The organism is Pseudomonas sp. URIL14HWK12:I12 (genome assembly GCF_003097135.1).
Classification (GTDB): Bacteria; Pseudomonadota; Gammaproteobacteria; order Pseudomonadales; family Pseudomonadaceae; genus Aquipseudomonas.
The window spans coordinates 431,808-458,533 of sequence record NZ_QEQL01000001.1 but is presented as its reverse complement, the minus strand read 5'-3'; the positions used below and the strand labels follow the sequence as shown (position 1 = coordinate 458,533).

The window sequence follows — 26,726 nt, the reverse complement described above, 5'->3', positions numbered from 1 at the left end:
CGACCCAGGACGGCGGCTGAAAGTTCTCCCGTTGGCCGCGGGCCTCAGGCCAGCACCGCGACGGCCTTGATCTGCGCCCATACCACTGAACCGGGCACTAGCGCCAGGTGATCAGCCGAGTACCGCGTGATCCGAGCCAGCAGAGGCGCACCGGCACAGTCCAGGCGCACCAGTGCGTGGGCGCCCAGTGGTCGCAGCTGGCGTACCGTCGCCGGAAGGCGATTGAGAATGCTGCTCTGAGTGTCTGGATGCAGGCTCAGGCTCACATCCCGCGCTTGCACCTGAACACGCAGGCGGCTGCCCGTGGGCCGCACAGGGTGGGCAATGCGCAGGGTGGCATCACCGTCGGGCAGCCTCAGCGCCAGCAAGTGATAGTGCGCATCGAACGCTTCTACCTGGCAATCGATTACCACGCCTGCATCGGCGTCGTGCGCCAAGGGCAGGTCGAGCCGTGCCAGCGTTTCGGCGAGCGGCGCGCTGGCGACCACTTCGCCGCGTTCGAGCACGACCAGGTGGTCGGCGAGGCGGGCCACCTCATCCTGGGCATGGCTGACGTAGATCACCGGAATGTCCAGTTCGGCATGCAGGCGCTCCAGGTAGGGCAGGATTTCGTTCTTGCGCGCTTTGTCCAGCGCAGCCAGCGGCTCATCCATCAGCAGCAACCGAGGGCTGGTCAATAGCGCCCGGGCAATGCCAACTCGCTGGCGCTCGCCGCCCGAGAGCTGTTCGGGGTGCCGTGCCAGCAGGTGGCCGATGCCGAGGATTTCGTAGACGGCCGCGTGGGAGATGCGCCGTTGCGCTGCAGGCACTCGCCGCCAGCCGTAATCGAGGTTTTCCTGAACAGACAGATGCGGAAAAAGGCTCGCTTCTTGGAACACATAGCCCAGCGGCCGCCGATGGGGCGGCAGGAAGACACCGCTGCTCGTGCATTGCCACACCTTGCCTGCCACTTCTATATAGGCCTCGTGTGCACGCTCAAGCCCCGCCAGGCAGCGCAATAGAGTGGTCTTGCCTGACCCCGAAGGGCCAAACAGCGCTGTGATGCCCGTTGCGGGCAAGTTCAGGCTCACCTGTAGGTGGAAATTGCCGCGGCTGGCCTTCAGGCGAGCGTTGAGAGAGGCGGTCATGGCGCTCAGCTCCAACCAGCCTTGGGCCCGCGTCGCGCGTAGAGCGCCAGCAGCACAAGGAAAGAGAAAATCACCATGGACCCTGCAAGCCAGTGGGCCTGGGCGTATTCCATGGCTTCGACATGGTCGAAAATCTGCACCGAAACCACGCGCGTTTTGCCAGGGATATTGCCGCCGATCATCAGCACAACACCGAACTCGCCCACGGTGTGGGCAAAGCCCAGCACGGCAGCGGTTATAAAGCCCGGCCTGGCCATGGGCATCACTACGCTGAAGAAGCAGTCCAGGGGCGAGGCGCGCAGGGTCGCTGCCACCTCCAACGGGCGCGGGCCGATAGTGCTGAACGCGTTCTGCAAGGGCTGCACCACGAATGGCAACGAGTAGATCATCGAGCCGATCACCAGGCCTGAGAAGCTAAACACCACCGTGCCCAACCCTAGGGCCTGGGTGGCTTGGCCAATCCACCCGTGAGGCCCGAGCGACAATAGCAGGTAGAAGCCGATGACCGTCGGCGGTAGCACCAACGGCAGCGCCACCACCGCTCCGACTACTGCCCGCCAGCGCGAACGGCCATGAGCCAGCCACCAGGCGAGTGGGGTGCAGAGCAGCAGCAACAGCACGGTCGTGAGGCTCGCCAGCTCAAGCGTCAAGCGGATGGCGGCCCAGTCAGCGGCATCCAGTGGCATCAGCGTGCGTAGCCGTAGGCCTGAAGGATCTGGGCGGCTTTCGGGCCTTTGAGGTATTCCACCAAAGCCTTGGCAGCGGTGCTGTCCTTGCCTCTGTTGAGGATGACCGCATCCTGTTTGATCGGTTGATACAGCTCCGTGGGCACAATCCATGCCGAGCCCTGTGTCACCTTACCGTCCTTGTAGATCTGCGACAGCGCTACAAAGCCCAGCTCAGCGCCGCCGGTGGAGACGAATTGAAAGGCCTGGGTGATGTTCTGCCCTTCGACGATCTTGGCCTTGGTGGCGTCGGCAAGGCCCAATTTGCTCAACACTTGGGTCGCGGCCAGGCCGTAGGGGGCGGCCTTGGGGTTGGCGATGGACAAATGCTGATAGTGGTTGGCCTTGAGCACCTTGCCCTGGCCGTCTACATAGCCTGGCGTGGCCGACCACAGCGCCAGGGTGCCAATGGCATAGGTGAAGCGCGAGCCCTCGACGGCTTCGCCTTCCTTTTCGAGCTTCGCCGGGGTGGCTTCGTCTGCCGCCAGGAACACCTCGAAAGGCGCGCCGTTCTTGATCTGGCTATAAAACTGCCCCGTGGCACCGTACGCTGCGACCAACCTGTGGCCGGTGTCTTTCTCGAAACCCTGGGCAATGGCCTGAATGGGCGCTGTGAAGTTGGCCGCCACAGCCACCTGGACTTCATCAGCCCAGGCGGTAGAGGCAATCAGCCCCAGGGCTAGCGTAGCGATACGGGGGGTTAGGGCAGTCATGCAGCAGCTCCGGGGCATAGTTCGTTGTGTAGGCGACTATATAGCGAAGCGCAGGCGCCAGGGCAAGGGCCTGTGGCCGCCTATACAGGTTAAACGAGCATCATGCGAGGGTTGATAGCGAGCCTATCAGCACTGCCGCCCCGAACAGGGCAGCGCAGCTCCCCTTGCTCCAGCCGACTGACGCACGTTGGTTGTCGCCGTAATCGACGCGCAGCAAGCCGCGCAGTGGGCAGGCCGCCGCCACCAGATGGTACTGGTACGCAGGCGCGTGATTGAATTGGCCGGCCAGGCGACTGGGGCGCTGGGCGGCTCGGCGGCTCGCTATAACGCTTTGCTGAGCCGCCTGGAAAACAACGCGCAGTGAACCGCTGGGCTCAATCGCTGCCGTAGCGGGGCGAACGCGGGCCGTACAGCAAGCCGGCGGGCTGCCCGGCCGACAACAGGCGGCCGCTGGCGACGCCAGCAATCGGGTAACCGGCGTCCTCTACCACATTGGCCACGATCTGGTTGACCGCTGCAACTACCAACATGCCCACCAGGCCGCCGCCAGAGTTGTTCTGGTTTTCCTGGCTGGAGGCACTGGCGCTGCCGGTCCACAGTGTGGTGCCGGTCTTCAGGTCGACCAGGCGCGCATGAGCGGTGACGATGGTGGCGCTGCTCAGCACCATGTACTTGGTGCCGTAGTCACTTACAGTGATGTACAGCCCTGCATCGGCGCCATAGATTTCACGCAGCTTCGCCAGCGGCAGCTGATGGGCGTCCCCGGCGGCTGTCACACCGTTCTGGCGAAAGGTTTCGTCTACCAGCGCTACGGGCACCACGTAGTAGCCGGCTTCGGCCAGCGGCACCGTGACTTGCGACAACAGGCTGTAGGTGGCTTTGATGTCCGGTGACTCGTTCAGCGGCGGCAACACGACGATCGAGCGCGGCCGGGCCTGCTTGTAGGCCTGATAGTCGACGGTTTTGGTAGGAACACAGCCGCCGGCCAGCGCGCCCAGGCCGATCAGCGCCAGGCGTTTGATCCAGATATTCATAGTGATTTCCCTGCCGCAGGCTCGGTGCTGGACGCGCTGGCGGTTGCGGCGCTGGCCGGCTTGCCTGCATTGTTCAGCAAAAAGTCCATGTACGTGGCCGATTCAGGAAACAGTGCTTTTTCCGCCTGAAACTCCTGAACCATCCGTGCCTGCTGGCCGAGGTCTGCGCATAGCAGGCCCATCTGGGCGTGGTAACCCGGTGGCACTGCACCGCCCTTTGCCTTGATGCGCTCCAGCCCGGCGTCCAGCGCCTGCAGTTGGGCTTCTTTGGCATCGCCCTTGAAGTAGCCCCGCACCTGGGTTTGATAACCTTCCCATTGATACAGCGTGCGCGGCCCCGCACAGCCGGCCAGCCAGCCGCACACCAAGGCGGTGGCGGCAAAGGTGAACGCCTTGTTCATGTATCGCTCCTTCGATCAGCGTTGAGGCTTCCAGGCGCCGCTGTCCACGGCATCGACCAGCTTGTTCACAGCTTCGCGCACGGCCAGGTCCAGCACCTTGCCGTTTAGGGTCGAGTCATAGCTGGCAGTGCCACCGAAACCGACGATTTCACGGTTAGATAGGGCATATTCACCCGCGCCCTGGGTCGAATACACCACTTCTGAAGTGGCGCTATCGACGATGTTGAGTGCCACCTTGGCGTAAGCGACTTGGCTCTTGGCCCGCCCGAGAATGCCGAATAACTGCTGGTCGCCCACTTCTTTGCGGCCGAACTCGGTTACATCGCCTGTCACCACATAATCGGCGCCTTTCAAGCGTTGAGCCTGGCCCTTGAAGGTCGATTCCTGCTGGATTTCGCCCAGGTTGTCGCGGTCTAGCACGCTGAAGCGGCCGGTCTGCTGCAAGTGAGTGATCAGGATGGTCTTGGCTTGGCTGCCCAGGCGATCAACACCGTCGGAGAAAATCCCGCGCATGTAGCTTGAGCGGTTGTCGAACTTGCCTACCGCAATCGGCGAGCGAGCACCGCTGTAGGGGCGGGCAACGCTCTCGACCTGTGCAACGGGTAGGGCGCGGGAGGTTTCTGTCGCGGCGCAACCGGCCAGCACAGCAAGCGCGGCCGCTGCCAGCAAGGGCAGGGCAGCCGGGGTGAACATGGGTTTCAAGAACAGCTCCTTGTAAGATGTGGCGTCCATCGCGGCAGCATAGGCCGGCGCAGGGGAAGGTGGAGGTGGAGGTGGAGGTGGAGGTGGAGTATAAGGGTGAAGGCCAATGGCCACTAGCGGCGCATTGAAATTAATCTGCCTTGCTTCGCCATCTCAATATCGGCTGCTCGACGTTAAGCATGAGGGCTGCGGGCGCTACGACAGTTGGGGCATGAAGCGGGGCTCGATCTGGGCGGGGCCTGATCGGCAGGCCAATCGAACCAGGGCACTTCTTGATATTCGATGTAGATGGGATGGCTTCAGTGCACATCAGGCACTGGCGCTCGAAGGCTAAGGAGGCTCGGTGCAATGTTCAGGCTCAACTCGTTTCGCGAAACACTGGAGGTTATTGCGGCGTGCTCTGATGATCAGGTTGTGTGGCAGCGATACGCGTGGGTTTACGTGCAAGGAGGCGCCAGGTTGCTCGACAGCCGATTTTATCTGGCGTCGAGGGAGGATGAAGACGATGAGGGCCGCCTTCTGGCGCTCGTTGAGCGCTATGACCTTTCACCCTGCCTGGAGGCGGCGACTTTTGCAGACGTGCTGTGTGTGCAGAAGCGACAGCAACCGCACTCCGGTCTTGAGGATTATGCACTTGCCCTGGAGCATTACGCTGAGTGGGATGCATTCCTTGAGTTGCCTTGCGCAGATGCCCCCCAGCCAGCAGAGCACGGCTTGGCGAAAGGCTTATACGCCGAGCACGATCTGTGGCTGGCTGGATACGCGCCAGATCAGTTGGCCTCGACAGCCCGGGAGGTCAGCGCCGTCATGGGCATCAACATCGCGAAGGCGCTGCAGGCTTGTCGCGGGCTGCCTGTGCGCCTGGGGGAGCGCATCACCGGCGACCAATGCCTGCAGATCGAAGCGCGTTTCTCTGCGCTGTCGGCTTCTTTGCAGCGAGTGACCTATCGCTCGTTCCCTTGGCAGTAGGCCGGCTTCGGGGCGCTCCCGGGCCGGCTGTTCAGAACGGGGCCCGTGGCACTGGGCGCTGCATCAGTAATCCTCATCGTCGAAAATGAAGGCGTAGTTGCCGTCGATCAGTTGCTGCAGGTAATGGTCGAAGCTCGGCGCGATCACCTTGTAACTATCAGGGTCGTGAAGGTAACGCACTACCTGACCCACCTGGCCGCCGGCCGCTGGCTTGAAGTCGATATACAGCTTCGAGCTGCCGCCGTTGTTCATGCAGTGCGAAAAGCACAGCCGCTCATGCATGCCTGGCGATAGATCGATCCCAGGGCCGACCAGGTCAGGCTCCTGCTCCAGATAGCCCTCATAGATTTGCGCAATGCTTCGCCGGTAAGTGCCACCTTCTTCAAGGATCTGGCTAATCGACCTGAGGTAGTAGGGGTACTCGAATACATCAGAGCCCAGCATCAGCACCATGACCCGGCCGCCCGGATAATTTCGGTAGTGCGTACCGTCGATCCGGCTCAGTAACTCCGCCAAGCTGGCCGGGCATGACGGATAACGCTCGGCCAGCCGCCGCAGGTCCGCCGCGCAGGCCCCTCGGGCGAGTTCCAACTCAGTGCGCTGGCTATCGGGCAGCGCCTCGCGGACGCCGGCGAGGTAGGTATCGACGAGGCTCATGGTCATAGGGTGCTTCCAGATGTATCGAATAGTGAGTCGGCCGCGCATCCCGCTACCCAGGTTCAGTGGGCGGCGCGCGCAGCGGCGGTAGGGGATCGCTGAGTTCTGGTGCAGGGCTGGGTGTCAGCCACGCGCTCTTTCGAACAAGCGGTGTTCGCCCGCGTATTTGAGCAAGCGTTCATCGAGCTGTTCGCAGTCCAGATAGAATTGCTGGTCGAGCGTATCCAGGGCAGCTTCGCAATCCAGGTCCGGCTGGTCTGCGTAAGTAGGCATGCTCAATTGGCGCAGGCCTTGGTCGGTGGGTACAGGCTCGATACCGAACAACAGACGCTTGGCCTTTTCGAGCAATGCCAGCGTTTGCGTCGCTTCCAATTGCAGCAGCCCCGCGCAGGCCTCGGCGTAGTGATCCCCCGATGAGTTACCGAAGTACTGGTCAAAACCGCCATTGTAAACTTCACCCACCAATACGCTGACCGCGTAATAGTGCTGTTCGGCCAATGCCAGACCCGAGAAACCTTCGGGGGTGTGGTAAACGCGGTCGACCAGCGCTTTCCAATACGACGCTTGCGGGCTGGCGGTGTATTTCTTGTGCTCCTCGGCTCGACGTTTGCTCTGTTCGATACGTTCCCGATAACCGCCCTTGCAGGGCATGCACATGCCTTCGTTTTTTTCTGCCGTGCTCATTGCTATCAAATTACCGCAACTGCGGCAGGGGAGTTTTTCGCTCATAGGTACTCCGTGGCGAGGTTAGCCACGCTGAGGTACTGCGCTAATTCCAGCAGTACGAGGCTAGGGTGTCGGCGCGGTCAGTTGCGGCCAAAGGCTGGCGGCCTCTCAACAGGCATCGTTTTACGCCAGGCTGTCAGGGTCGCCAAAAAACATCTGCAATCTTGACCTCAGCCACCGCTCCGCTGGGTCGTTATCCTGTGACCCTCGCCAAGCCATGTGCAGCTCGAAGGTGCGCGTGCTGACCGGTACATCCTCGGCCCTCAAGCCGCCAGCGGCAGTCAGGCTGTCTGCGGTGTAATCAGGCACGGTGGCAATGATGTCTGTACCTGCCAGCAGTGAGCCGAGGCCGTTGAACTGTGGCACGGCGAGCACCACGTGCCGCTGGCGGCCGATCTTTTCCAGTTCTTCGTCTATGAAGCCTGAGAGGTCGCCGGCGAACGATACCAGCGCATGGGGGCGCGAGCAGAAGTCGTCGAGGCTGATGCTGCCGGGCATGCTGTCGGCACGCAGCAGGCGAGGGCGGCTGCGGCGCAGCACCTTGCGCTTGGCGTTGGCGGGCAGGTCACTGGTGTAGCTTACGCCTACCGAGATCTCGCCCGAGGCCAGCAGTGCGGGCATCAGGATGTAGTTGGTGCGGCGCACTACCAGCACAATCCCAGGCGCTTCGGCCCGTAGGCGCTTGAGCAGCTGAGGCAGCAGCGCGAACTCGACATCATCAGACAGCCCGACCCGGAACACGGCCGTGCTGGTGGCGGGGTCGAATTCGGCAGCCCGGCTCACGGCGGTGGAGATCGAGTCCAGCGCCGGGGAGAGCAAAGCGCCGATTTCCAGCGCCCGAGCGGTGGGTTCCATGCTGCGACCAGTGCGCACGAACAAGGGGTCGTCGAACAGGGTGCGCAAACGTGACAGCGCAGCACTGATCGCCGGCTGGCCGAGAAAAAGCTTCTCCGCAGCACGGGTGACGCTTCGCTCGTGCATCAGCGTTTCGAACACGATCAGCAAATTCAGGTCGACACGGCGCAAATCGTTGCGGTTCATCGGCGGGCTTCATGCTCAGGGTGGGCGCAGACGTCGAATAGTAAGGCGAAAAGCTGTTAATCTGCATCGAGAATGTGACAGTAACACGCGTTCGGGCGCGTGAGGATCAATGCCAGGCATGGTGACTATTAACCTGCGCCGATGGTGCCTCCCTTAAAGCCCGGATAATCTGCAAGCCATTAGAGGTCATGAGACGAGGTTCGTGATGCCCCGCACAATTCGTTTTCACAAGTTCGGCCCGGCAGAGGTCCTCAAGTGCGAAGAGCACGAGGCCCGGTTGCCTGCCCCCGGCGAAGTGCAAGTGCGAGTGGCCGCTATCGGCGTGACTTGGTACGACGTGCTCTGGCGCCAGAACCTGGCGCCTTCCCAGGCTCGCCTGCCGGCGAGCCTGGGCCAGGAAATGGCCGGTGTGGTTACCGCCGTTGGTGAGGGGGTCGAAGGCTTCAAAGTAGGCGATGCAGTCGCCAGTTTTCCCGCCGCCAGCGCCAACGATCACCCGGTGTACGGCGAGGTAGCGGTGTTGCCCGCCCAAGCGCTGGTGCGATACCCCGATGTGCTGTCGCCTGAGCAGGCTGCGGTGCACTACACCCCCTTGCTGATTGCCTGGTTTGCCTACGTTGACCTTGCTCGCGCCCAACCGGGCCAGACTGCGCTGGTGACCTGTGCCAGTTACTGTGCAGGCCCTGCCTTTGTGCAGTTGGGCAAGGCGCTGGGTGTAAAAGTGATTGCGGTAAGCAAAACCAGTGAGCAGCGCGAGGCGTTGCTTGCATTGGGTGCCGACAAAGTCATCGCTACCGAAGAACAGGACCTGGTCACCCAGGTCGGCAAGTACACCGACGGTCGTGGGGTGAATATGGTGTTCGACGGGCTTGGGGGGCCGCAGATGTCGATGCTGGGCGACTTGATGGCCCCTCGTGGTAGCCTGATCCTTTACGGGCTTCAGGGCGGCAACCAAACCTCGCTGCCGGCCTGCGCGGCGTTTCAGAAGAGCCTTCAGTTACATCTGCACTGCCTTGGCAATTTCACTGGCAAGCCTGAGCTCGACATTCCCCAGGATGAGGCGGCAACTCGCAAGGCACTGGTTCAAATCAACCAGCTGACAGCAGACCGTGTGATCACTCCTCAGCCAGCCCGAGTGTTTCCGTTCGAGCAATTCGTGGAGGCGCACCGGTACATGGATGAATGCCCTTGCATTGGGCGGGTGGTGCTTAGCCTTGATTCGCCGATTGGCTGACGCATAGTGAGTGACAAAAAATTGTCAAAAAACCGTACCTAACCATGGGTGCGGTTTTTTTGTCATTAAATTGGCGATGTTTACTTTATATAATTTCTAAGAATTAGATTTAACTACATGATATAAATAGAAAATACTCATAAAGCTCATGTGGATTATCACGCAGCCCCTTGCGTGAAAATGTATGGCCTCATAACATCATTTCACCGTTGCTCTCCTGTAGCGCGGTTCGCTTTGCACCTCCTTCCAGCCTGACTCTTTCTCACTTCAACGTCCCTTGTTGCGGCGGTAGCCTGCCCGAAACCCGGCCTTCCCCTGGTTTTGCGCAGCGGCTTGCCGTGCCTTGCCCTGGAGAACATCACGATGATCGCTCCTCGTCTACACCCCTTGGCGAACCGACGTGGCCTGACGTTCTGGGTCATGTGGTCCGCTGGCACAGTGCTCGCGGGCATTACGCTTTGTGTACTGCTGATGTTTGAAGCTGGCACTGTGGCGCCGGCCTACCGGGTGCTGCTGCTCCTGGGTATGCTGGCCTCGTTCCCGATCTATGGATTTCTCCACGTCTACCACAAGCGCCTCAATTACGCTGCCGGTCTGTTGAGGCTCTTGGCAGGCTGGTCGGTGCTCATTGGTACCCTCGGTGCGCTGCTCATGGCCAGCGGCAGCCCGCTGGAGCTGGAGCCAGAGCTTGCGACCGAAATGATGATCTTCGGCTACCTGGCCCAGGCTGCCAGCTTCCTGCCGTTGCGCTGGTTGCTCAATCGTCACAGCCGCCGGCTGCGCAGGGTGCGCACCGCTTTGATCATCGGCGAGGGTGAGCTGGCCGGTAAACTCGCCCGCCAACTCAAGCCGCGAGTACCCATCCTGGGCTTGATTGCCCCTGATGGCACCGAGGTGGCGGGCCTGTCGCGCCTGGGTGACATGAACATGCTGCGCGGTATCGTGCAGCGCGAGCAGGTTCGCCGGGTGTACATCACGTTGCCCCTAGACCGCATGGTGCAGATCGAGTCGATCTATGTCGATTTGCTTGACCTTGCCGTGGACGTGGTGTGGGTCCCGGATTTCGGCAGCATGATGCTGCTCAATCAATCCGTTTCACAAATCGAGCAATTCCCCGCCATTTACCTCAATGAAACACCGTTGAGCTCGCACCCGGCAGCGGCATTCGGAAAAGAACTGATCGATCGGTCGTTGGCCCTGATGGCGATCATCGCGCTGTCACCTGTGCTGCTGGCGGCGGCGCTTGCGGTGAAAATCTCTTCCCCCGGCCCGGTGTTTTTCCGGCAGGGGCGGGACGGCTGCAATGGCCAAGTGATCCAGGTTTACAAGTTCCGCTCGATGAGGGTGCACGACGATACCGAGGTCCGCCAGGCCACTCGCAATGACAGCCGGGTCACGCCGGTAGGCGCGTTTTTGCGACGCAGCTCGCTCGATGAGCTTCCGCAATTGATAAACGTGCTGCGGGGCGAAATGGCGCTGGTCGGGCCGCGCCCGCATGCGGTGGCGCACAATGATTATTATGGAGACAAGCTCACCGCCTACATGGCCCGCCATCGAATCAAACCCGGTATCACGGGGTTGGCGCAGGTCAGTGGCTTTCGCGGCGAGACCGAGACATTAGAAAAAATGCAGGGCCGCCTGGAGCGAGACCTGGCTTATATCAATCACTGGTCACTATGGCTGGATATCAAGATTTTGCTCAAGACGCCTTTCACGCTGTTCTCAAAAAACATCTACTGACTAGCGGCGCTTGCTCCGACGTTAGCGGCACTATACTGTACGTAAAACCACTGTATAAGTAGCCATGGAACTGATCGATAAACTCAGCATCCTCGCCGACGCTGCTAAATACGATGCCTCGTGTGCAAGCAGCGGCGCGCCCAAGCGAAGTTCAGCCGGTAAGGCCGGGCTCGGTGCCACCACGGGTATGGGGATATGTCACAGCTACACCCCGGACGGCCGCTGTGTGTCCTTGCTCAAGGTGTTGTTGACCAACTTCTGCCTGTATGACTGCCAATATTGTGTAAACCGCCGCAGTAGCGACGTACCGCGCGCGCGCTTCAGCCCCGAAGAAGTGGTGCGCCTGACTCTCGACTTCTATCGCCGCAATTGCGTGAGCGGGCTTTTTCTGAGCTCAGGCATCATTCGCTCGCCAGACTACACAATGGAGCAATTGGTGGAAGTGGCGCGGTTACTGCGCGAGGAGCACGGGTTTCGAGGTTACATTCATCTCAAAACCATTCCTGAGGCGGACCCATTGTTGATCGAGGCGGCAGGCCGTTATGCCGACCGCCTCAGCGTGAATATCGAGCTACCCAGCGAAAGCGGCCTGCGCCGGCTTGCACCGGAGAAACAAGGCGCCACCATTCGTGCCGCCATGGGCACCATCGACCGTGGCCAACAAGCCGTGGCCGGCCATGCTCGCGCGCCTGCCTTTGCCCCCGCCGGTCAAAGCACGCAGATGATTATCGGCGCCGACAGCAGTGATGACAGCGTGATTCTCCGTAGCGCCGAGGCGCTGTATCAAGGCTATCGTCTGCGCCGTGTGTACTACTCGGCCTTCAGCCCTATTCCGCAAAGCCCCGCCAGCGTACCGCACGCGGCCGCGCCCTTGCTGCGGGAGCACCGCCTGTATCAAGCTGACTTTCTATTGCGAGGCTATGGCTATAAAGCTGCAGAATTGCTTTCAGGCCCAGGCGACCTGGCGCTGGACATCGACCCCAAGCTGGCCTGGGCCCTCGCGCACCGCGAGCACTTCCCGCTGGACCTCAACCGAGCAGATGCATCGCTGATCGCCCGTGTCCCCGGCATCGGCCTGCGCACTACCGAGCGCTTGGTCGCGCTGCGCCGTGAACGGCGAATTCGCTATGACGACCTGACCCGCCTGCGCTGTGTGCTGGCCAAAGCCAAGCCGTTTATCGTCACCAGTGACTATCACCCGCGCCAGTCAGAGGTGCCTAGCGCGCTCTTGCGTCAGCAGTTGCGCGACACCCCGCCACCGCAGCAGATGGGGCTATTTGGATGATCTGCCTTGCGTGCGACGACTTTTCCACCTGGCGGCAGCAAGCGCGCCAATTGCTCGCCCATGGCATTGACCCGGCGCTGGTCAGCTGGGAGGGTGCTGACGACCTTTTTTTTGGCGCACAAGAGTTGCCAGAGGGTGCCGGGCCCTATCTATTGCGCGTCCCCCGCAGCTTGCTCGAAATGCTTCACCAGGCCGCAGGCTTCATTGGCCCGCAACGTTGGAGCTTTCTTTATGAAGTGCTCTGGCGCGTCGCTCATGGCGACCGTACCGCCATGCTGGCCGGCGACAGCCTGGGCAGCGAATTGCACCGCCGCATCAAGCAGGTGCGCCGAGAAATTCATCATGTACATGCTTTTTTGCGCTTTACCCAACGTGCTGAGCTGTTCACCGCCTGGCACGAGCCCGCTCATGACGTGCTAGCAGAAGTGGGGGAGCATTTCGTAGCGCGCATGGGCCGGCAGCCTTGGCTGATCGCCACGCCTACCGACGGGTTGGCGTTCGATGGGCAATCCCTGGATTACCGCCGCCAATGCCCCCCGCAATGGCAGGCGTTGGCACAGGGCGAGGCTGACGCGGGGCAAGCTCTGTGGCTGGCATACTACCAAAACATCTTCAACCCGGCCCGTTTGAACCCGAAGGCCATGCAAGGCCACATGCCCGAGCGCTTCTGGCAGCACTTGCCTGAAGGGCCGCTGATTCCTCGGCTGATGAGCCAGGCGCGGCTTGGTAAGCAGCGCGACGGCCAGGCCGAAGGTGTCGCCGCGCGAAAGGGCAAGGCAATTCTCAGCGCTCGCGCTGCGCCCATAACGTCTGGGCGTGGTTGAAAGCTTGTTCGGCCGGTTCGCCCAGGCCGCGTAGGGCGAGCGCCATGGTGCCTAATACCGCTTTTTCACCATAGCTGTCTTGGGCCTGGCCCTGCCACACGGCCAGCAGCGCTGGTACTTCGAGGCTCGCTGGCTTGACATGGCGTTGGGCCGCCTGCGCCGGCCATTCTTCGTCCCAGTTCTGCCCGCCCGCCGTGCCGTAGAGGTGGCAAGGGCTATCAGGGTTCACTTCGATCTCGCCGCCATCGCCCTTGATCACGATGGCGGTATCGCCCAGCAGTCGGCTGGCTTCACGGTGCACTGCCTGGTAGCCCGGGTGGAAAATACTCTGCAGCCCCAGGCGAGCCCCCAGCGGGTTCAGCACCCGTGCGAGGGAGTGAATGGGCGAACGCAGGCCCAGAGTGTTGCGCAGGTCGATCATCTGCTGAAGCGCTGGGGCCCAGGCCGCCAAGGGCATGAACGCCAGGTGCTGAGTATCCAGGGCCTGGGCGACGCTGCCCCAGTTGCGACACACCGGGATGCCCAACGGCTCGAGCAACTGTTCGGTATACAGGCGCCCGGCTGTGTGAGCACCGCCGCCATGCATGAAGATGCGTAGGCCACTGGCGGCCAGGCACTTGGCCGCCAGCAGATACCAGGGCAGGTGGCGTTTTTTGCCGGCGTAGCTGGGCCAGTCGATGTCGGCGCCTAACCCCAGGTTTGGCAAGCGTGCTCGTACTGCTTCGGTGAAGCCGGCCAGTTCTTCAGGGCTTTCTTCCTTGTGCCTAAGCAGCATCAGGAAAGCCCCGAGCTGGGCGGCTTCGGCTTCGCCGTCGAGCAACATGCCCATAGCTTGCCGGGCCTCGTCGCGCGTGAGGCTGCGAGCGCCCCGTTTTCCTTTGCCCAGAATGCGCACGAACACCGCGAAAGGGTGCTCCTCAGGCGTGGTCAGTTGCAGGTCGGCATGGGTAGTCATATGCAATTGGTCGGCTTGGGCAGGCCGGCGAGCTTGGCGGCAAGCTTGGCCGGGGTGCCGTTGAACAGGCGATTCAGGTGTGCGCTGTTGCCCTTCTCAGGGCCAAGGTGCAGTGCGCAATACTTGATCAACGGGCGTGTGGCAGGTGAGAGCTGATACTCTTCGTGGAAACGTCGCAGCAGGTGTAGCACCTCCCAGTGGGCGTCCGTGAGCTCGATGGCCGCCTTCGCGGCGAGGGCGTGCGCTACAGCTGGCGACCACTGGGACAACTCCAGCAAAAAACCGTCGTTGTCCACCGCAACAACCGCGCCCTCTACAGTCATCGGGTCGCTCATAGCCAGCTGTTTACCTTGTCATAAGCCAGGGTCAAGTCGACGAATGCTGCGTAATCGATCAGCTGAGCGTGCGGTGGTGCCACTAGCCCACGTGCGTCGGCGTCTTCGGCCAGTACGAAAAGGCCGGTATTGGGTAGCGTTTCAGGTGTGCGAAGGGCGTAAGCAGCGTCGCCGCACAGCAGTAGGCCGTCCTCGCGACCCAAAAGGCGCAGGCAGCTGGCCAGGCGGCTGTCGGAGAACGGTGAATGAGAGACTACGTGCAAGGTTGCCATCAGAGGGTGATCACTTCATCGAAACGCCCCAGGAGGGCTCGGATTGCGTCGGCGTCCAGTATCTCAACGGGCAGTGCCAGCGAGTCGGTCGGCACCCTTCGTGCCGCCAGGCTATCGGCACAGGCGTAGAGGTCATCGACGCCGAACATCGGCAACGCCTGCAGATTGGCAGCGAGGTTCTTTTGCTCCAGGGCGAGAGGTGCCTGGCCCGGCTGTATCTGAAAGACGCCGTCGTCCATGAACAGCATGCCCAAGGGCAAATCGAACGCGCCGCCAGCCAACGCGATGTCGAGTGCCTCGCGGGCAGCGGGGCCCGCCCAAGGTGCCTGGCGTGTGATGATCAATACCGACTTGGCCATTCAAACGCCTCCGAAGCTGACGAGCCGATCGGCAGTTTGCGCTGCCTCATGCAGCTGCCCCAGCCCGGACAGCACCCACGGCGAAGGCAGGTTGGCCGCGGGCCGGTGATAGCGTGCCGCCTCCTGCTCGTCCAGCACCCCCCGGCGTAGCGCCGCAGCGATGCATACCACCGCGTCGAGCGCATGTTCGCTGATGAACACCCGCCACTGCGCCGCCACGTCGATTTCATCTTGGGGCGACACCACGTTCGCCGATGCGCTGTGGACTCCATCCTGATAGAAAAAAAGCCGCTCAATGGCGTGCCCCTGAGCCAGCACGGCCTGGGCGAAACGCAAGGCCCGCCGTGAGGCGGGCGAGTGTGCAGGGGCGAATACGGCTATAGCGAATTTCATGACGGACCTAGCGTGGCAGATGCCCCGATTCTAAACCTTCAGGCACGAAAAAGCCCGCCGAAGCGGGCTTTTTGCTGATGCAACCAAGATCAGTCGTCGCTGCTCATGATGCCGAAGATTTGCAGCAAACTAACGAACAGGTTGTAGATCGACACATACAGGCTGATGGTCGCCATGATGTAGTTGCGCTCACCGCCATGGATGATAGCGCTGGTCTGGAACAGGATGCATACCGAGGAGAACAGCACGAAGCCCGCGCTGATTGCCAGTTGCAGGCCGCTGATCTGGAAAAAGAAGCTTGCCAGCGTAGCGCCCAACAACACGAAGAAGCCTGCCGTGATGAAGCCCGACAGAAAGCTCATGTCGCGGCGGGTAATCAGCACATAAGCCGACAGACCACAGAATACCAGGGCGGTCATGGCGAATGCAGAACCTACAACCTCTGCACCCCCTTGCATGCCGAGGTAGCGATTGAGGATAGGGCCGAGGATATAGCCCATGAAGCCAGTGAGAGCAAAGGTGGAGACAATGCCCCAAGCCGAATCACGTAGCTTGTTGGTGAGGAAGAACAGGCCGTAAAACCCGATGAGCACGACGAAAACGTTCGGGTAACGCACGTTCATCTGCTGGGAAACGAAAGCCATGACGCCGCTGAACGCGAGAGTCAGCGCCAGCAGGCCGTAGGTGTTGCGCAGCACACGGCTGACCTCGCCTTGCGCGGCCTCCGAACGCTGGTTGATGATATAGTCTTGTTCGCGCATGGCGAGACTCCTCTTGAGTGATGCTGCGATTGAATCAAGGCTTCCTGCCGTCGGCAAGTGACAAAGGGGTTATGGAAACACCTCGTTGCAAAACGAGCATACCAGAGCGCCTGCACGAACGGGAAAAGCATGATTGACAGGGGCGCAGATTACAGTAAGATGTCGCCCGCAAAACGAGGAAGCGTGGCCGAGTGGTTTAAGGCAGCGGTCTTGAAAACCGCCGATGGGCAACTATCCTAGAGTTCGAATCTCTACGCTTCCGCCATACTCTATACATCAAAGCCCCGCATGGTCGGGGCTTTTTTGTACCCGCACGGTTTATGCCTGTACCCTGGCATCTGGGCGCAGCCTTTAACGCGTTGTGTCTGCCGAGGGTGGTACGCCCGTATGTTCTGCGGGCCGGCGGTGGATTGAAGTCTCGACATGCAAACGATCGGAGTGTGCAGGGCATGCCTTCGGAACCCGCAAAGAAGCTGTTCGTGATAATGCTCGGCGGCAAGCATCCAAGGGCAAAGATCGAAGTCCACGATGTTGCGTTTGTGGTTGCTCCGAGCCTCGAAGCCACGTTTCCGGCCTTGCGAGAAGGCTGGTTTGGCAGCCAGAAGGGCCTGCATATCGACGCCTGGATGGCTGTTGACGGAATAGATGAGTGGAAAGTGCAGTTCAGCCCGGTTGCGCCAGGTTCCGGTGCGCCGAGGCTTTTCTTCATCAATCTGGGCGGATATGACAACCGAGCGTTTGGTGAGGCCCATCAGTACGTCTTGATCGTCGCTCCAGACAAGCGAGCTGCAATCGATCAGGGTCGCCAGCGCATGCTTGCGTCCTGGAAAAAAGCACATACCGATGCGGTGATGGACATCGACGATTGCCTGCCAATTGATGAGATAGCCGGCCGGTATGTGCACCTGGTACAAGAACCGCACCGGGGAATAATCCAACAAAACGATTACATCGTGCTTTGAAACTGTACCCACAGCCTTAATAGTGGCGGCGACGCAACTCGCCGCCCCAAAGCAGTGCGCATATCACGCCCAGTCATGCGGGCGCTCAGAAAGACCGAACGATCTGGCCCAGCAGCTCCATCGCCCCCTCCGAGCTTGGCCCCCACGGGTGCCCATGGTTCAACCGCGCACAGTTGCGAAATGCTCGCTGCGCCGAAAAGATCGGCCCTGGCGCTAGGCTGATCCCTTGCGCCAACGCCAGCTCGAACAGCTTGAGCGAGTCCACTTGTTCAGGGAATTCGAACCATAGGAAATAACCCCCCGCTGGCCGCGTCACACGTGTGCCTTGCGGGAAATGCCGGGCCGCTGCAGCGAGCATGGCTTGCTGTTGTTGCTCCAGCGCCTGGCGTAGCTTGCGCAGGTGGCGGTCGAAACCGCCGTGCTGCAAGTAGTCGGCGATCGCGGCCTGGATGGGTACCGAAGGGGAGATGGTAGTCATCAGCTTCAGCTGGGCGATCTTTTGTGCATACCGCCCGCCAGCGACCCAGCCCACCCGATAACCGGGCGCCAGGCATTTGGAAAAAGAGCCGCAATGCATGAACAGGCCCTGGTTGTCGTAGCTTTTGAGCGGGCGAGGGGGGTGGAAGCCATAGTGTAGCTCCGCATATACGTCATCTTCGATCAGCGGAACCTGATGCTGATGCAACAGTTCGCTCAAGCGCTGCTTACTGGCGTCGGCGAGGCTAGCACCGATGGGGTTCTGGAAGCTGCTCATGAACCAACAGGCCTTGATCGGCAGTGTCGTCAGGCTGTGCTCGAGGCTGTCCAGGTCGATGCCATCGCGGGGGTGAACAGGGATCTCCACTGCCTTGAGCTTCAGGCGCTCCAGCACCTGCAGGCAGGCGTAAAAAGCTGGCGCCTCGATTGCAACCAGATCGTCTGGCTCGGTGACTGCTTGCAGGCACAGGTTCAGCGCTTCCATGGCGCCCGTGGTGATCACCAGCTCTTCCATCGGCAGCAGCACACCGCTGACCATGTAACGTAGCGCGATCTGGCGCTTCAGCTCAGGGTTGCCGTCAGTCTGGTCGGCGATGATGGCATGGGGTGAGAGCTGCCGTAGGCTCTGGCCCATGGATCGAGCCAGGCGGGCGAGGGGAAACAGGTCCGGGCTTGGAAAGGCTGAACCAAACGGCACGGTGTGCGGGTTGCGCAGCGAGCCAAGCACCGAGAACACCAGTTCGCTGACGTCCACTTCGGTTGCGCCTGGCTGGCGCGCCTGCATGGCGGGCTCTGCCAAGGGCTGGCGGACATGCTCTCGTACGTAATAGCCCGAGCGCTCACGCGCCTGGATCAGGCCTCGGTCTTCGAGCAGGTAATACGCTTTGAACACGGTGGCCGGGCTCACGCTGTAGGTCTGGCAGGCCTGGCGCACTGAAGGAATGCGGTCGTTGGGGCCCAGAACACCCTGGCGGATCAGCGCCGAGATTTCGTCTGCGAGCTTTTCGTAACGCTTGAGCTTGTGCATCTGGCCCATCCCTTCTACGGCACCCGCGCCGTCTGGCGAATCATGAAATTTACCGGATTTTCGAGGTGCTACATAAACGGTTCCGATCATTTTGCCTTTATCGCGATCTGAACAGATCACCTTTGCCCGCTCATTAGCGTGCTTTGGCATCAAGAGCGGTTGGCTCACCACGGAGAAATAGTCATGTTCGGAAAGCTCGGTTGGGAGGTGGTGCCGTGGCACGAGCCTATCGTCATGGTCACATTGGCTTGCATCGCTCTGCTGGGTTTGGCCTTGATAGCCGCTCTGACCTGGTACAGGAAGTGGCGCTACCTTTGGCATGAATGGCTGACCTCTGTGGACCACAAGCGCATAGGTGTGATGTACATCGTCGTGGCGCTGGTGATGCTTCTGCGGGGGTTCGCTGACGCGATCATGATGCGCAGCCAGCTGGCGCTCGCCACCGAAGGCCAGCCTGGTTACCTGCCACCGGAGCACTACGATCAGATATTCACCGCTCACGGCGTGATCATGATCATCTTCATGGCCATGCCGTTCTTGACCGGCTTGATGAATATCGTGCTGCCCTTGCAGGTGGGTGCGCGTGACGTCGCTTTCCCGTTCCTGAACTCGCTGAGTTTCTGGCTGCTGGTGGCCGGTGTGCTGCTGGTGAACCTGTCGTTGGGGGTCGGTGAGTTCGCCAAGACTGGCTGGATCGCCTACCCGCCGCTGTCCGAGCTGAGCTACAGCCCGGGTGTAGGTGTGGACTATTACATCTGGGCGCTGCAAATCTCCGGTATCGGCACCACCCTCACCGGGGTCAACTTTCTGGTCACGGTGTTGAAGATGCGCGCGCCGGGCATGAAACTGATGGACATGCCGATCTTCACCTGGACCTGCACCTGGGCCAACGTCCTGATCGTCAGCGCCTTTCCCATTCTCACCGCGGTCTTGTTCATGCTGACGCTGGACCGCTACCTGGGCTTCCACCTGTTCACTAACGATCTGGGTGGCAACCCGATGATGTACGTGAACCTGTTCTGGGCCTGGGGGCACCCGGAGGTCTACATCCTGGTGCTGCCTGCGTTCGGGGTGTATTCGGAGGTGGTTGCGACATTCGCCGGCAAGGCGCTGTTCAGCCACCGTTCGATGATCTTCGCCAGCGGTGCGATCACGTTGCTGGGCTTTATGGTATGGGTGCACCACTTCTTTACCATGGGCTCGGGCGCAAACGTCAACGCCTTCTTCGGCATCGCAACCATGGTGATCGCCATTCCCACGGGGGCCAAGCTGTTCAACTGGCTGTTCACCATTTACCGGGGCCGGCTGCGTTTCACCACGCCGGTCTGGTGGACGCTCAGCTTCATGGTCATCTTCAGCATTGGCGGCATGACCGGCGTGCTGCTGGCAGTACCGGGCGCAGACTTCGTATTGCACAACAGCCTGTTTGTAGTGGCGCACTTTCACAATGTGATCATCGGCGGGGCGCTATTCGGGTACCTGGCCGGCATGACCTACTGGTTCCCCAAAGTCTTTGGTTTCAAGCTGGTCGAAAGCTGGGGCAGGGCGGCTGTGGCGTTCTGGTCAGTGGGGTTTCTCCTGGCCTTCATGCCACTGTATGCGCTGGGCTTCATGGGCATGACCCGGCGCCTGAACCATACCGACAACCCGCTGTGGACACCCTGGTTGCACGTGGCGATGGTCGGTGCGCTGCTGATCGCCTGCGGCATTGTCTGTCAGTTGGCCCAGTTGTATGTGAGCTATCGGCAGCGCGAGGCGCACCGCGACCTGACTGGCGACCCCTGGGGCGGCCGCACATTGGAATGGGCTACCACCTCGCCGGCGCCGTTCTATAACTTCGCCGTGTTGCCCAAGGTAGAAGGGCTGGATGCCTGGCACGCGATCAAGCAGGCAGGGGCGCCAGCGCCGGTTGCCTATCACCCCATTCACATGCCCAACAACACCTGCACTGGGCTTGTGATGGGGGCAGGGTGCGCACTGCTGGGCTTTGCGATGATCTGGCACATCTGGTGGTTGGCGTTAGCAGCACTGGCCACAACCCTGGCCGTCATGGTGCGCCACGCCACACGTGACGACCGAGGCTACTACGTGCCGGTCGAAGAGATCGAGCGCATCGAGCGCCAATCGATGGCCAAACGTCTCGGAGCATAATCGAGCGCAACAGAGTCAGATCGTTGGGCAAGGGTGCTACCGAAAGCATTCGGTGGCACCATTGCCGACCCTGTTTGCCTAGGAGGCCCCCATGCTCCGTTCATTCGAACGACGGCTCGACCCCTTTCCCCCAGATGAAATTCCGCCACCACCGGTCGGGCTGGTGCGTTTTCTCTGGGCGTGCACCCGCGGTGCGCGGGGCTATGTACTTGCCATGGCATTGCTCAGCGCGGCGGTGTCGGTTTACGAAGCCTGGTTGTTCTCGTTTCTGGGGCAAGTGGTGGATTCGCTCTCTGCCTGGCAGGCCGGCAGCCCAGGTTCCGAGCAGGAACGCCGGGTGCTCTGGGGTATCGGCCTGGTGCTGATAGCGAGCATCGGCCTGGTGGCGCTGCGTACTATGGTTCAGCACCAAGTGCTGGCCATCAACCTGCCGCTGCGGCTGCGCTGGGATTTTCATCGGCTGATGCTTCGCCAGAGCCTGTCGTTCTTCTCCGATGAGTTCTCTGGCCGCGTGACTACCAAAGTCATGCAGACCGCCCTGGCGGTGCGTGAGGTGCTGTTCACTTTGATCGAGATCGTGCCGGGCATCGGCGTGTACTTCATTGCCATCATTGCCCTGGCCGGGGGCTTCGACCTTCGATTGATGTTGCCTTTTGTGGCTTGGGTGGTGCTCTTCGGCCTGGCCATGCGCTGGTTCGTGCCACGGCTGGGCAAGGTGGGCGAGGAGCAGGCGCACGCGCGCTCCTCGATGACCGGCCGCGTCTCCGATGCCTACACCAACATCACCACGGTGAAGCTATTCTCCCACTCCAAGCGCGAGGCGCACTTCGCTCGTGCGGCCATGGAAGACTTCAAAAACACCGGCTTTCGCCAGATGCGCCTGGTCAGCCAGTTCGAAATCGTCAATCAGGCTCTGGTGGTAGGGCTGATCCTCGGCGGGGGCGGTTATGCATTGTGGCTGTGGCATCAAGGCGAAGTGGGTACCGGAGCGGTGGCGGCGATCACCGCCATGGCCTTGCGGGTTAACGGGATGTCGCATTGGATCATGTGGCAGATGACCTCCTTGTTCGAGAACATCGGCACGGTGCAGGATGGCATGTCGACCCTGACCCATGGGCCCAAGGTGCTCGATGCGCCGGATGCGAAGGTGCTCGCCACCGCTGGGGGCGAAGTGGTGTTCGACAATGTCAGCTTCAACTACGGTGGCGAACGCCAGGTGCTCGATGGGCTGAGCCTGGCCATTCGCCCCGGCGAGAAGATCGGCCTGGTGGGCCGGTCCGGGGCCGGTAAGTCAACCCTTATCAACCTGCTGCTGCGGTTCTATGACGTTGACAGCGGGCACATTCGGATCGATGGCCAGGACATTGCCCAGGTGACTCAAGACAGCCTGCGTGCAGCCATCGGCATGGTCACTCAGGACACGTCGCTGCTGCATCGCTCGATCCGTGACAACATCGGTTACGGCCGGCCAGAGGCTACCGATGCGCAGATTCAGGCCGCTGCGGCCAGTGCGCAGGCTGACGGCTTCATTCAGCAACTGAGCGACCGCGACGGCAATACCGGCTACGACACCCTGGTGGGCGAGCGAGGCATCAAACTGTCCGGTGGCCAACGCCAACGTGTAGCCATCGCACGAGTGATGCTCAAGAACGCGCCTATCCTGTTGCTGGACGAGGCCACCAGCGCGCTCGATTCCGAAGCCGAGGTGGCGATTCAGGAAAGCCTGGATGAAATGATGCAGGGTAAGACGGTTATCGCCATCGCACATCGGCTGTCTACCATCGCGGCCATGGACCGGCTGATCGTCATGGACCAGGGCCGGATCATCGAGCAGGGCACGCATGCGCAGCTGCTCGCTCGCAACGGCGCCTACGCGCGTTTGTGGCGGCATCAAAGCGGCGGGTTTCTGGGGGAAGACCAAGGGGTGGCGCAACTGGCAGACTGAGCGCTTCGGGTGGCGCCCGCCCTATTGGGCCGTCTTCTTACGCCAGCTCATCTTTTCGAGCAGGTTGCAGGCTGTGGCTGAGCCGAAGCGGAGAAATGCCCACGCGGCGATAGGCTGCCGCGTGGGCGCAAGGCTCAGCAATACTGGTCGAGGACTTTCACCCCAGCTTGGTGGCGGTGCTGCTGCCAGGTGCGGGTGAGGGTGCTCAGCACGTTGCCGATGAATTCCCGGTCAGCGGCAGCCCGTTTGCCGACATAACCCGCACCTCGGCGGTACACCCGCAAGCGTGCCCGCATATGCGGCCGATGCTGTTCGAATTGCTCCTCACAGGTGTGCGGGGTCATCGCTTCGATGTGAACATTTCCGTCAGCACACACCCACAGGATGTGGCTGTCATGGGTATCCCGGCGGGCGGCGAAAAGGCGAGCCAGGTCATCGACGGTCGGTTGTTGGTTCAGGTTCAGCGTCATGATGCACCTCGTATCGATCGATCTGTTATCCAAGTTCGTCCAGCGGGCAGATCGTGTAGTGGGTTGATTAACGCCGCTACATGCAAATGCCAGGCACAGCAAGGCGCAGGGAAGATCAGCAGGGGAGGAACGCCATGGGGCCGCCCAGCAGCTTGATAAATTCCAGCCTGCGCGCAACGCCTGCACGGCGCATTGCGGGTTAGCTCATCAATCTGCCTTGTGGGCAGCACACTCACGAAGAGCCTGGCGGTCGCCAGGCGATCAGACCGCTGTTGCCAGCGCTCCCGATCAGGGAGATGGCTGCATCATGCAAAAGGAAAAGAGCGGCGTCAACTCATTTTGTAGTGTTAATTCTAAAGGACTACATATTGCCGGAGTGTCGAACAATCCGGCGCCAGAGCCTCCAGGGTTTGGGATGACGATTGCCCCGATGGGCCGCCGCTTATCTATAAGCGACACGTGCGGCGACAGCCGGCCTCCGTCTCGGGCTCTGGCCTCTTGCTATTAGCCGCTGGCAGACCGGATGATGTCGAAACATTCAGAAACGCTGGTTTGGAGCATACATGGAGTTGTCGCCGCGAGACCTCGACCAGGTATTGAGGCAGGCCGCGCTGGCTGAGCATGATCAGCAATGGGGCTTTTATCGGGCCGGCGAGCATTTGCAGTTGGCGGGCCAGGGCAGTGCGCCCTTCGGCTGGCCGCCCACCCTCGACGACGGTGCATTGGATGCCTTTTGCCAAGCCTGGAACCTGTTTCGCTGGGCAACTGGGCACGGTGAAATCGAATTGGGTTGGTTACTTGCGCCTCGCGCAAGTGCCGGCTCACCGGAGCTGGCAGCGCTCGCCCTGCGCCTGGGCCTGTGCTTGCAAAGCCAGGCGCTGGCCCGGGCCCAGCATACTCAACGGGTGCTCTACAGCATCAGCCACTTGGCCACCTCAGTACGCGATCGAGCGACCTTCATGGTGCGCCTGCATCAGGAGCTGGGCACGCTGATCGATGCCGAGAACTTCTACCTGGCGCTGTACGACAGCCGTACCCAGGCCATCACCTACCCCTACTACGTCGATACCACCGACGATGAAGCGCTTGAAAACGACGGCCGGGAGGTTTTGGACCTGGCCCGCCTCTCGATGACAGGCCTGGTGCTGACCACCGGCAGGCCCCTATTGGTCACGCGGCAAGACATCCATCGCGCCCGGGAAACCGGCCGCTTCTATTGCGTGGGCCATGTGCCTGAATTCTGGATGGGCGCGCCGCTCAAGAACGCCTCCGACGAAGTGTTCGGCATGATCGCAATGCAGGTCTACCAGCCCGAGCGCCTCTACAGCGCCGAGGACCGTGCCCTGTTTCTGGTGGTGGCGCGGCACGTGGCGTTGGCGCTGGACCGTATCCTTCACCGAGCGCACCTGGAGGAGGTGGTCGCTGAGCGCACCCGGGAGCTGACACGCCTGAATGAAACCCTGCGCCAGCAGGTCACTGAGCGCGAACGCGCCGAACACCTCCAGGCCGCGCTGTTCCAGATTGCCGAGCTGTCCAGCCAACCGGGTGATGTGGCTGAGTTGTTCCCTCAACTGCACGCGATCGTCGGCGAGTTGCTCTATGCCCGCAATTTCTACATCGCCCAGTACGACCCGGACACCTCGGAGGTCACCTTCCCCTATTACATCGACGAACAAGTCGGTCGCCGGCCTGCACCGCGCCGTGGCAGGCGGGGGTTGACCGAATACGTGATCCGGCAGCGGCGGCCGTGCCTGATCGACTACGAAGATGCCACTGCCCTTATGCAGAGCGGTGAGATCCAGAACACCAACGAGCCGGTGCGCTCGCAGTCATGGCTGGGCATACCGTTGTTTGCCGAGGCAGTGGTACGGGGTGTGTTGGTGGTGCAGAGTTACATCGCCGACGTGCGCTACAGCCAGCGCGACCAGGAACTATTGACCTTCGTGTCGCGCCACATCGACACGGCCCTGGCCCGGCGCAGCGCGGCTGAGGCGATTCATCAGGCCAATTTGCGCCTGGAAGCGCGTGTGCAAGATCGCACGCGCGAGCTGGACCTGGCTAACGCCAAGTTGTTGCACGAGAACATCCACGATTCGCTGACAGGCCTGCCCAATCGCGCGCACCTGCAACAGCGGCTGGAATGGGAATGGGAGCAGCACCGCCGCGATGGCCGCCCCCTGGCGGTGATGTTTCTCGACCTGGACCGTTTCAAGCTGATAAACGACAGCCGTGGTCACCACTTTGGCGACCTCTTGCTGATGGCTTCCGCCGCGCGCCTGCGCAGTTGCCTGCGCGAAAGCGACCTGCTGGCGCGTCTGGGAGGGGATGAGTTCGCAGTGCTGGCACCCGATGCATCGGTGGAAGTGGCTGTGGCCATTGCCGAGCGTATCCTGACAGCCTTCGACCTGCCGTTTCATCTGGACGGCCAGGCTGTGTTTTCATCTTGCAGCGTGGGCGTCGTCAACGCTGACGAGCAATTCCACCGCGAGCCCTCCGACTTGCTGCGCGACGCCGATGCTGCGATGTACCGAGTCAAGAACGCCGGGCGTGACAGTTTCGCAGTGTTCAATCAGGTGCTGCGCCGTGAGGTATCGGACCAGCTCGAGCGCGAAAGCGCGCTTCGTAATGCCCTCAAGCGCGAGGATGAACTCGTACCGTTCTTCCAGCCCATCGTCGATGTGGCAAGCGGCAGGCTGGTCGCACTCGAAGCGCTGATCCGATGGCGCCAGGCCGATGGCCGGATTCTTGCGCCGGGTGCGTTCTTGCCCGCGCTCGAGGGGCTTCGCCTGATTGGCCGGCTCGACCACTACATGCTGCGCAGTGTCGCGCAATTGCTGGCCAACCCCGCACACGCCCACTGGCCGACGGTGCATGTGAACTGCTCCAGCTACAGCATCACTCGCCCTGAGTTCGCCGGCGAAGTGCTGGAGTTGCTGGCCAGCTTCAATGTGGCGCCACGGCGGATCTGCCTTGAATTGACCGAGGGCGCGTTGGTGGCTGAACCCGAGCGAGCGCGCCAGGCCATGCTGCAACTGGCCGAGCATGGCATGTCGGTAGTGCTCGACGATTTCGGTGCCGGGTTCTCGTCATTGAGCTATGTGCACCAGTTCCACTTCACGGGGCTCAAGATCGACAAGTCGTTCATTCTGGAGCTGACCGGCAGCAACCGCAGCCGCGCGATCGTGCGCGCGATCGTGCGCATGGCCGAATCGCTGGGGTTGTCGGTGGTGGCCGAAGGTGTGGAAGATCAGGCGGCGCTGAACCTGCTGCGTGACATCGGTGCGGGCCAGGCGCAGGGCTATCACCTGGCGCGGCCGCTGGCGCTGGCTGACCTGTTGGTGCATCCGTTATGGCAAACGCTGGGCTGACTGATCAGGCGGGGAGCGGCTTGACGCCCGGCATTCAGGTGCCTGACTAGCCGGAGGGTGCCAGCCTTGCGAC

27 protein-coding genes and 1 tRNA gene are annotated in these 26,726 nt (G+C 61.4%); 11 read left to right on the top strand and 17 right to left on the bottom strand.

The genetic code is table 11. The features are described from left to right. Positions 1-44: 44 nt before the first annotated feature. From modC to modA, 3 genes are read right to left on the bottom strand one after another with little or no spacing between them, the layout of a single operon-like run. A complete protein-coding gene (gene modC / locus F474_RS02065; protein WP_097084190.1) occupies positions 45-1,127 on the bottom strand; it encodes a molybdenum ABC transporter ATP-binding protein in 1,083 nt (360 codons plus the stop codon). Between the two features lie 5 nt (positions 1,128-1,132). Then, positions 1,133-1,813 (bottom strand): molybdate ABC transporter permease subunit, encoded by a 681-nt coding sequence (gene modB, locus F474_RS02060; RefSeq protein WP_097084191.1) that lies wholly within the window; start codon positions 1,811-1,813, stop codon positions 1,133-1,135. Further along, positions 1,813-2,565, bottom strand: coding sequence for a molybdate ABC transporter substrate-binding protein (gene modA / locus F474_RS02055; protein ID WP_097084192.1), 753 nt, complete (start codon positions 2,563-2,565; stop codon positions 1,813-1,815). The genes modB and modA overlap by 1 nt, the downstream gene beginning before the upstream one ends. Positions 2,566-2,752: 187 nt before the next feature. Between modA and F474_RS22605 the strand changes: the two genes are divergently transcribed. Further along, a complete protein-coding gene (locus F474_RS22605; protein WP_165830251.1) occupies positions 2,753-2,929 on the top strand; it encodes a hypothetical protein in 177 nt (58 codons plus the stop codon). 10 nt (positions 2,930-2,939) lie between these two features. Here F474_RS22605 and F474_RS02050 read toward each other — a convergent pair whose 3' ends face one another. Genes F474_RS02050 through F474_RS02040 form a run of 3 tightly spaced genes read right to left on the bottom strand, consistent with a single transcriptional unit; the run spans position 2,940 to position 4,693 of the window. After that, positions 2,940-3,599: a DUF799 domain-containing protein gene (locus F474_RS02050; protein WP_097084193.1), complete on the bottom strand. Its 660-nt coding sequence runs from the start codon at positions 3,597-3,599 to the stop codon at positions 2,940-2,942. Next, entirely contained in the window at positions 3,596-4,000 is a 405-nt protein-coding gene (locus F474_RS02045) for a DUF4810 domain-containing protein (RefSeq protein WP_097084194.1), read from the bottom strand. Before F474_RS02045 ends, F474_RS02050 begins: the two co-directional genes overlap by 4 nt. Positions 4,001-4,015: 15 nt before the next feature. Next, positions 4,016-4,693, bottom strand: a complete 678-nt coding sequence (locus tag F474_RS02040; RefSeq protein ID WP_097084301.1) for a CsgG/HfaB family protein — start codon at positions 4,691-4,693, stop codon at positions 4,016-4,018. Positions 4,694-5,050: 357 nt separating this feature from the next. Between F474_RS02040 and F474_RS02035 the strand changes: the two genes are divergently transcribed. Continuing rightward, positions 5,051-5,671: a hypothetical protein gene (locus tag F474_RS02035; RefSeq protein WP_097084195.1), complete on the top strand. Its 621-nt coding sequence runs from the start codon at positions 5,051-5,053 to the stop codon at positions 5,669-5,671. 63 nt (positions 5,672-5,734) lie between these two features. Here the strand turns inward: F474_RS02035 and F474_RS02030 are convergent, their stop codons facing one another. The 3 genes from F474_RS02030 to F474_RS02020 all read right to left on the bottom strand — a co-directional run bounded on the left by F474_RS02030 (position 5,735) and on the right by F474_RS02020 (position 8,095). Next, on the bottom strand, positions 5,735-6,334 hold the full coding sequence (locus tag F474_RS02030; RefSeq protein WP_256577681.1) for an SMI1/KNR4 family protein: 600 nt from the start codon (positions 6,332-6,334) through the stop codon (positions 5,735-5,737). Between the two features lie 117 nt (positions 6,335-6,451). Then, positions 6,452-7,057, bottom strand: coding sequence for a DMP19 family protein (locus F474_RS02025; RefSeq protein WP_097084196.1), 606 nt, complete (start codon positions 7,055-7,057; stop codon positions 6,452-6,454). A 120-nt stretch (positions 7,058-7,177) separates the two neighbouring features. Continuing rightward, positions 7,178-8,095: a LysR family transcriptional regulator gene (locus F474_RS02020; RefSeq protein ID WP_097084197.1), complete on the bottom strand. Its 918-nt coding sequence runs from the start codon at positions 8,093-8,095 to the stop codon at positions 7,178-7,180. Between the two features lie 205 nt (positions 8,096-8,300). Between F474_RS02020 and F474_RS02015 the strand changes: the two genes are divergently transcribed. The 4 genes from F474_RS02015 to F474_RS02000 all read left to right on the top strand — a co-directional run bounded on the left by F474_RS02015 (position 8,301) and on the right by F474_RS02000 (position 13,178). Further along, positions 8,301-9,329: a zinc-dependent alcohol dehydrogenase family protein gene (locus F474_RS02015; RefSeq protein WP_097084198.1), complete on the top strand. Its 1,029-nt coding sequence runs from the start codon at positions 8,301-8,303 to the stop codon at positions 9,327-9,329. Positions 9,330-9,692: 363 nt separating this feature from the next. Beyond that, positions 9,693-11,069 carry an undecaprenyl-phosphate glucose phosphotransferase gene (locus F474_RS02010; protein ID WP_097084199.1) on the top strand — a complete coding sequence of 459 codons (1,377 nt, stop codon included), beginning with the start codon at positions 9,693-9,695 and terminating at the stop codon, positions 11,067-11,069. A 64-nt stretch (positions 11,070-11,133) separates the two neighbouring features. After that, a complete protein-coding gene (locus F474_RS02005) occupies positions 11,134-12,354 on the top strand; it encodes a putative DNA modification/repair radical SAM protein (RefSeq protein ID WP_097084200.1) in 1,221 nt (406 codons plus the stop codon). Further along, entirely contained in the window at positions 12,351-13,178 is an 828-nt protein-coding gene (locus F474_RS02000) for a TIGR03915 family putative DNA repair protein (RefSeq protein WP_097084201.1), read from the top strand. Before F474_RS02005 ends, F474_RS02000 begins: the two co-directional genes overlap by 4 nt. Here F474_RS02000 and F474_RS01995 read toward each other — a convergent pair. From F474_RS01995 to F474_RS01970, 6 genes are all read right to left on the bottom strand, one after another. Continuing rightward, entirely contained in the window at positions 13,138-14,133 is a 996-nt protein-coding gene (locus F474_RS01995; protein ID WP_097084202.1) for a glycosyl transferase family protein, read from the bottom strand. The genes F474_RS02000 and F474_RS01995 overlap by 41 nt on opposite strands. Next, complete coding sequence (locus F474_RS01990) at positions 14,130-14,456, bottom strand: TusE/DsrC/DsvC family sulfur relay protein (protein WP_371916127.1); 327 nt, start codon at positions 14,454-14,456, stop codon at positions 14,130-14,132. Before F474_RS01990 ends, F474_RS01995 begins: the two co-directional genes overlap by 4 nt. An 8-nt stretch (positions 14,457-14,464) precedes the next feature. Beyond that, the gene (gene tusB, locus F474_RS01985; RefSeq protein ID WP_097084204.1) at positions 14,465-14,740 is read right to left on the bottom strand and encodes a sulfurtransferase complex subunit TusB; all 276 of its coding nucleotides are present in this window, start codon (positions 14,738-14,740) and stop codon (positions 14,465-14,467) included. Beyond that, positions 14,740-15,099 (bottom strand): sulfurtransferase complex subunit TusC, encoded by a 360-nt coding sequence (gene tusC / locus F474_RS01980; protein WP_097084205.1) that lies wholly within the window; start codon positions 15,097-15,099, stop codon positions 14,740-14,742. Before tusC ends, tusB begins: the two co-directional genes overlap by 1 nt. Continuing rightward, complete coding sequence (gene tusD / locus F474_RS01975; protein ID WP_097084206.1) at positions 15,100-15,492, bottom strand: sulfurtransferase complex subunit TusD; 393 nt, start codon at positions 15,490-15,492, stop codon at positions 15,100-15,102. Between the two features lie 89 nt (positions 15,493-15,581). Further along, a complete protein-coding gene (locus F474_RS01970; protein ID WP_097084207.1) occupies positions 15,582-16,253 on the bottom strand; it encodes a Bax inhibitor-1/YccA family protein in 672 nt (223 codons plus the stop codon). Positions 16,254-16,430: 177 nt separating this feature from the next. On the opposite strand from F474_RS01970, the gene F474_RS01965 reads away from it, so the two are divergent. Both F474_RS01965 and F474_RS01960 read left to right on the top strand, forming a co-directional pair. Next, positions 16,431-16,518 (top strand) — tRNA-Ser (locus tag F474_RS01965). 184 nt (positions 16,519-16,702) lie between these two features. Beyond that, positions 16,703-17,215, top strand: a complete 513-nt coding sequence (locus tag F474_RS01960) for a DUF1543 domain-containing protein (protein WP_097084208.1) — start codon at positions 16,703-16,705, stop codon at positions 17,213-17,215. Positions 17,216-17,300: 85 nt separating this feature from the next. Here F474_RS01960 and mapR read toward each other — a convergent pair whose 3' ends face one another. Then, positions 17,301-18,719: a GntR family transcriptional regulator MpaR gene (gene mapR / locus F474_RS01955; protein ID WP_256577682.1), complete on the bottom strand. Its 1,419-nt coding sequence runs from the start codon at positions 18,717-18,719 to the stop codon at positions 17,301-17,303. 183 nt (positions 18,720-18,902) lie between these two features. Between mapR and cyoB the strand changes: the two genes are divergently transcribed. Both cyoB and F474_RS01945 read left to right on the top strand, forming a co-directional pair. Then, positions 18,903-20,870 (top strand): cytochrome o ubiquinol oxidase subunit I, encoded by a 1,968-nt coding sequence (cyoB, locus tag F474_RS01950; RefSeq protein ID WP_097084210.1) that lies wholly within the window; start codon positions 18,903-18,905, stop codon positions 20,868-20,870. 91 nt (positions 20,871-20,961) lie between these two features. Continuing rightward, the gene (locus F474_RS01945) at positions 20,962-22,815 is read left to right on the top strand and encodes an ABC transporter ATP-binding protein (RefSeq protein WP_097084211.1); all 1,854 of its coding nucleotides are present in this window, start codon (positions 20,962-20,964) and stop codon (positions 22,813-22,815) included. A 134-nt stretch (positions 22,816-22,949) separates the two neighbouring features. On the opposite strand, the gene F474_RS01940 is transcribed toward F474_RS01945, so the two are convergent. Beyond that, a complete protein-coding gene (locus tag F474_RS01940) occupies positions 22,950-23,279 on the bottom strand; it encodes a hypothetical protein (RefSeq protein WP_097084303.1) in 330 nt (109 codons plus the stop codon). A gap of 569 nt (positions 23,280-23,848) precedes the next feature. Between F474_RS01940 and F474_RS01935 the strand changes: the two genes are divergently transcribed. Beyond that, positions 23,849-26,653 carry an EAL domain-containing protein gene (locus F474_RS01935; protein ID WP_097084212.1) on the top strand — a complete coding sequence of 935 codons (2,805 nt, stop codon included), beginning with the start codon at positions 23,849-23,851 and terminating at the stop codon, positions 26,651-26,653. The last annotated feature ends 73 nt before the right edge of the window (positions 26,654-26,726 follow it).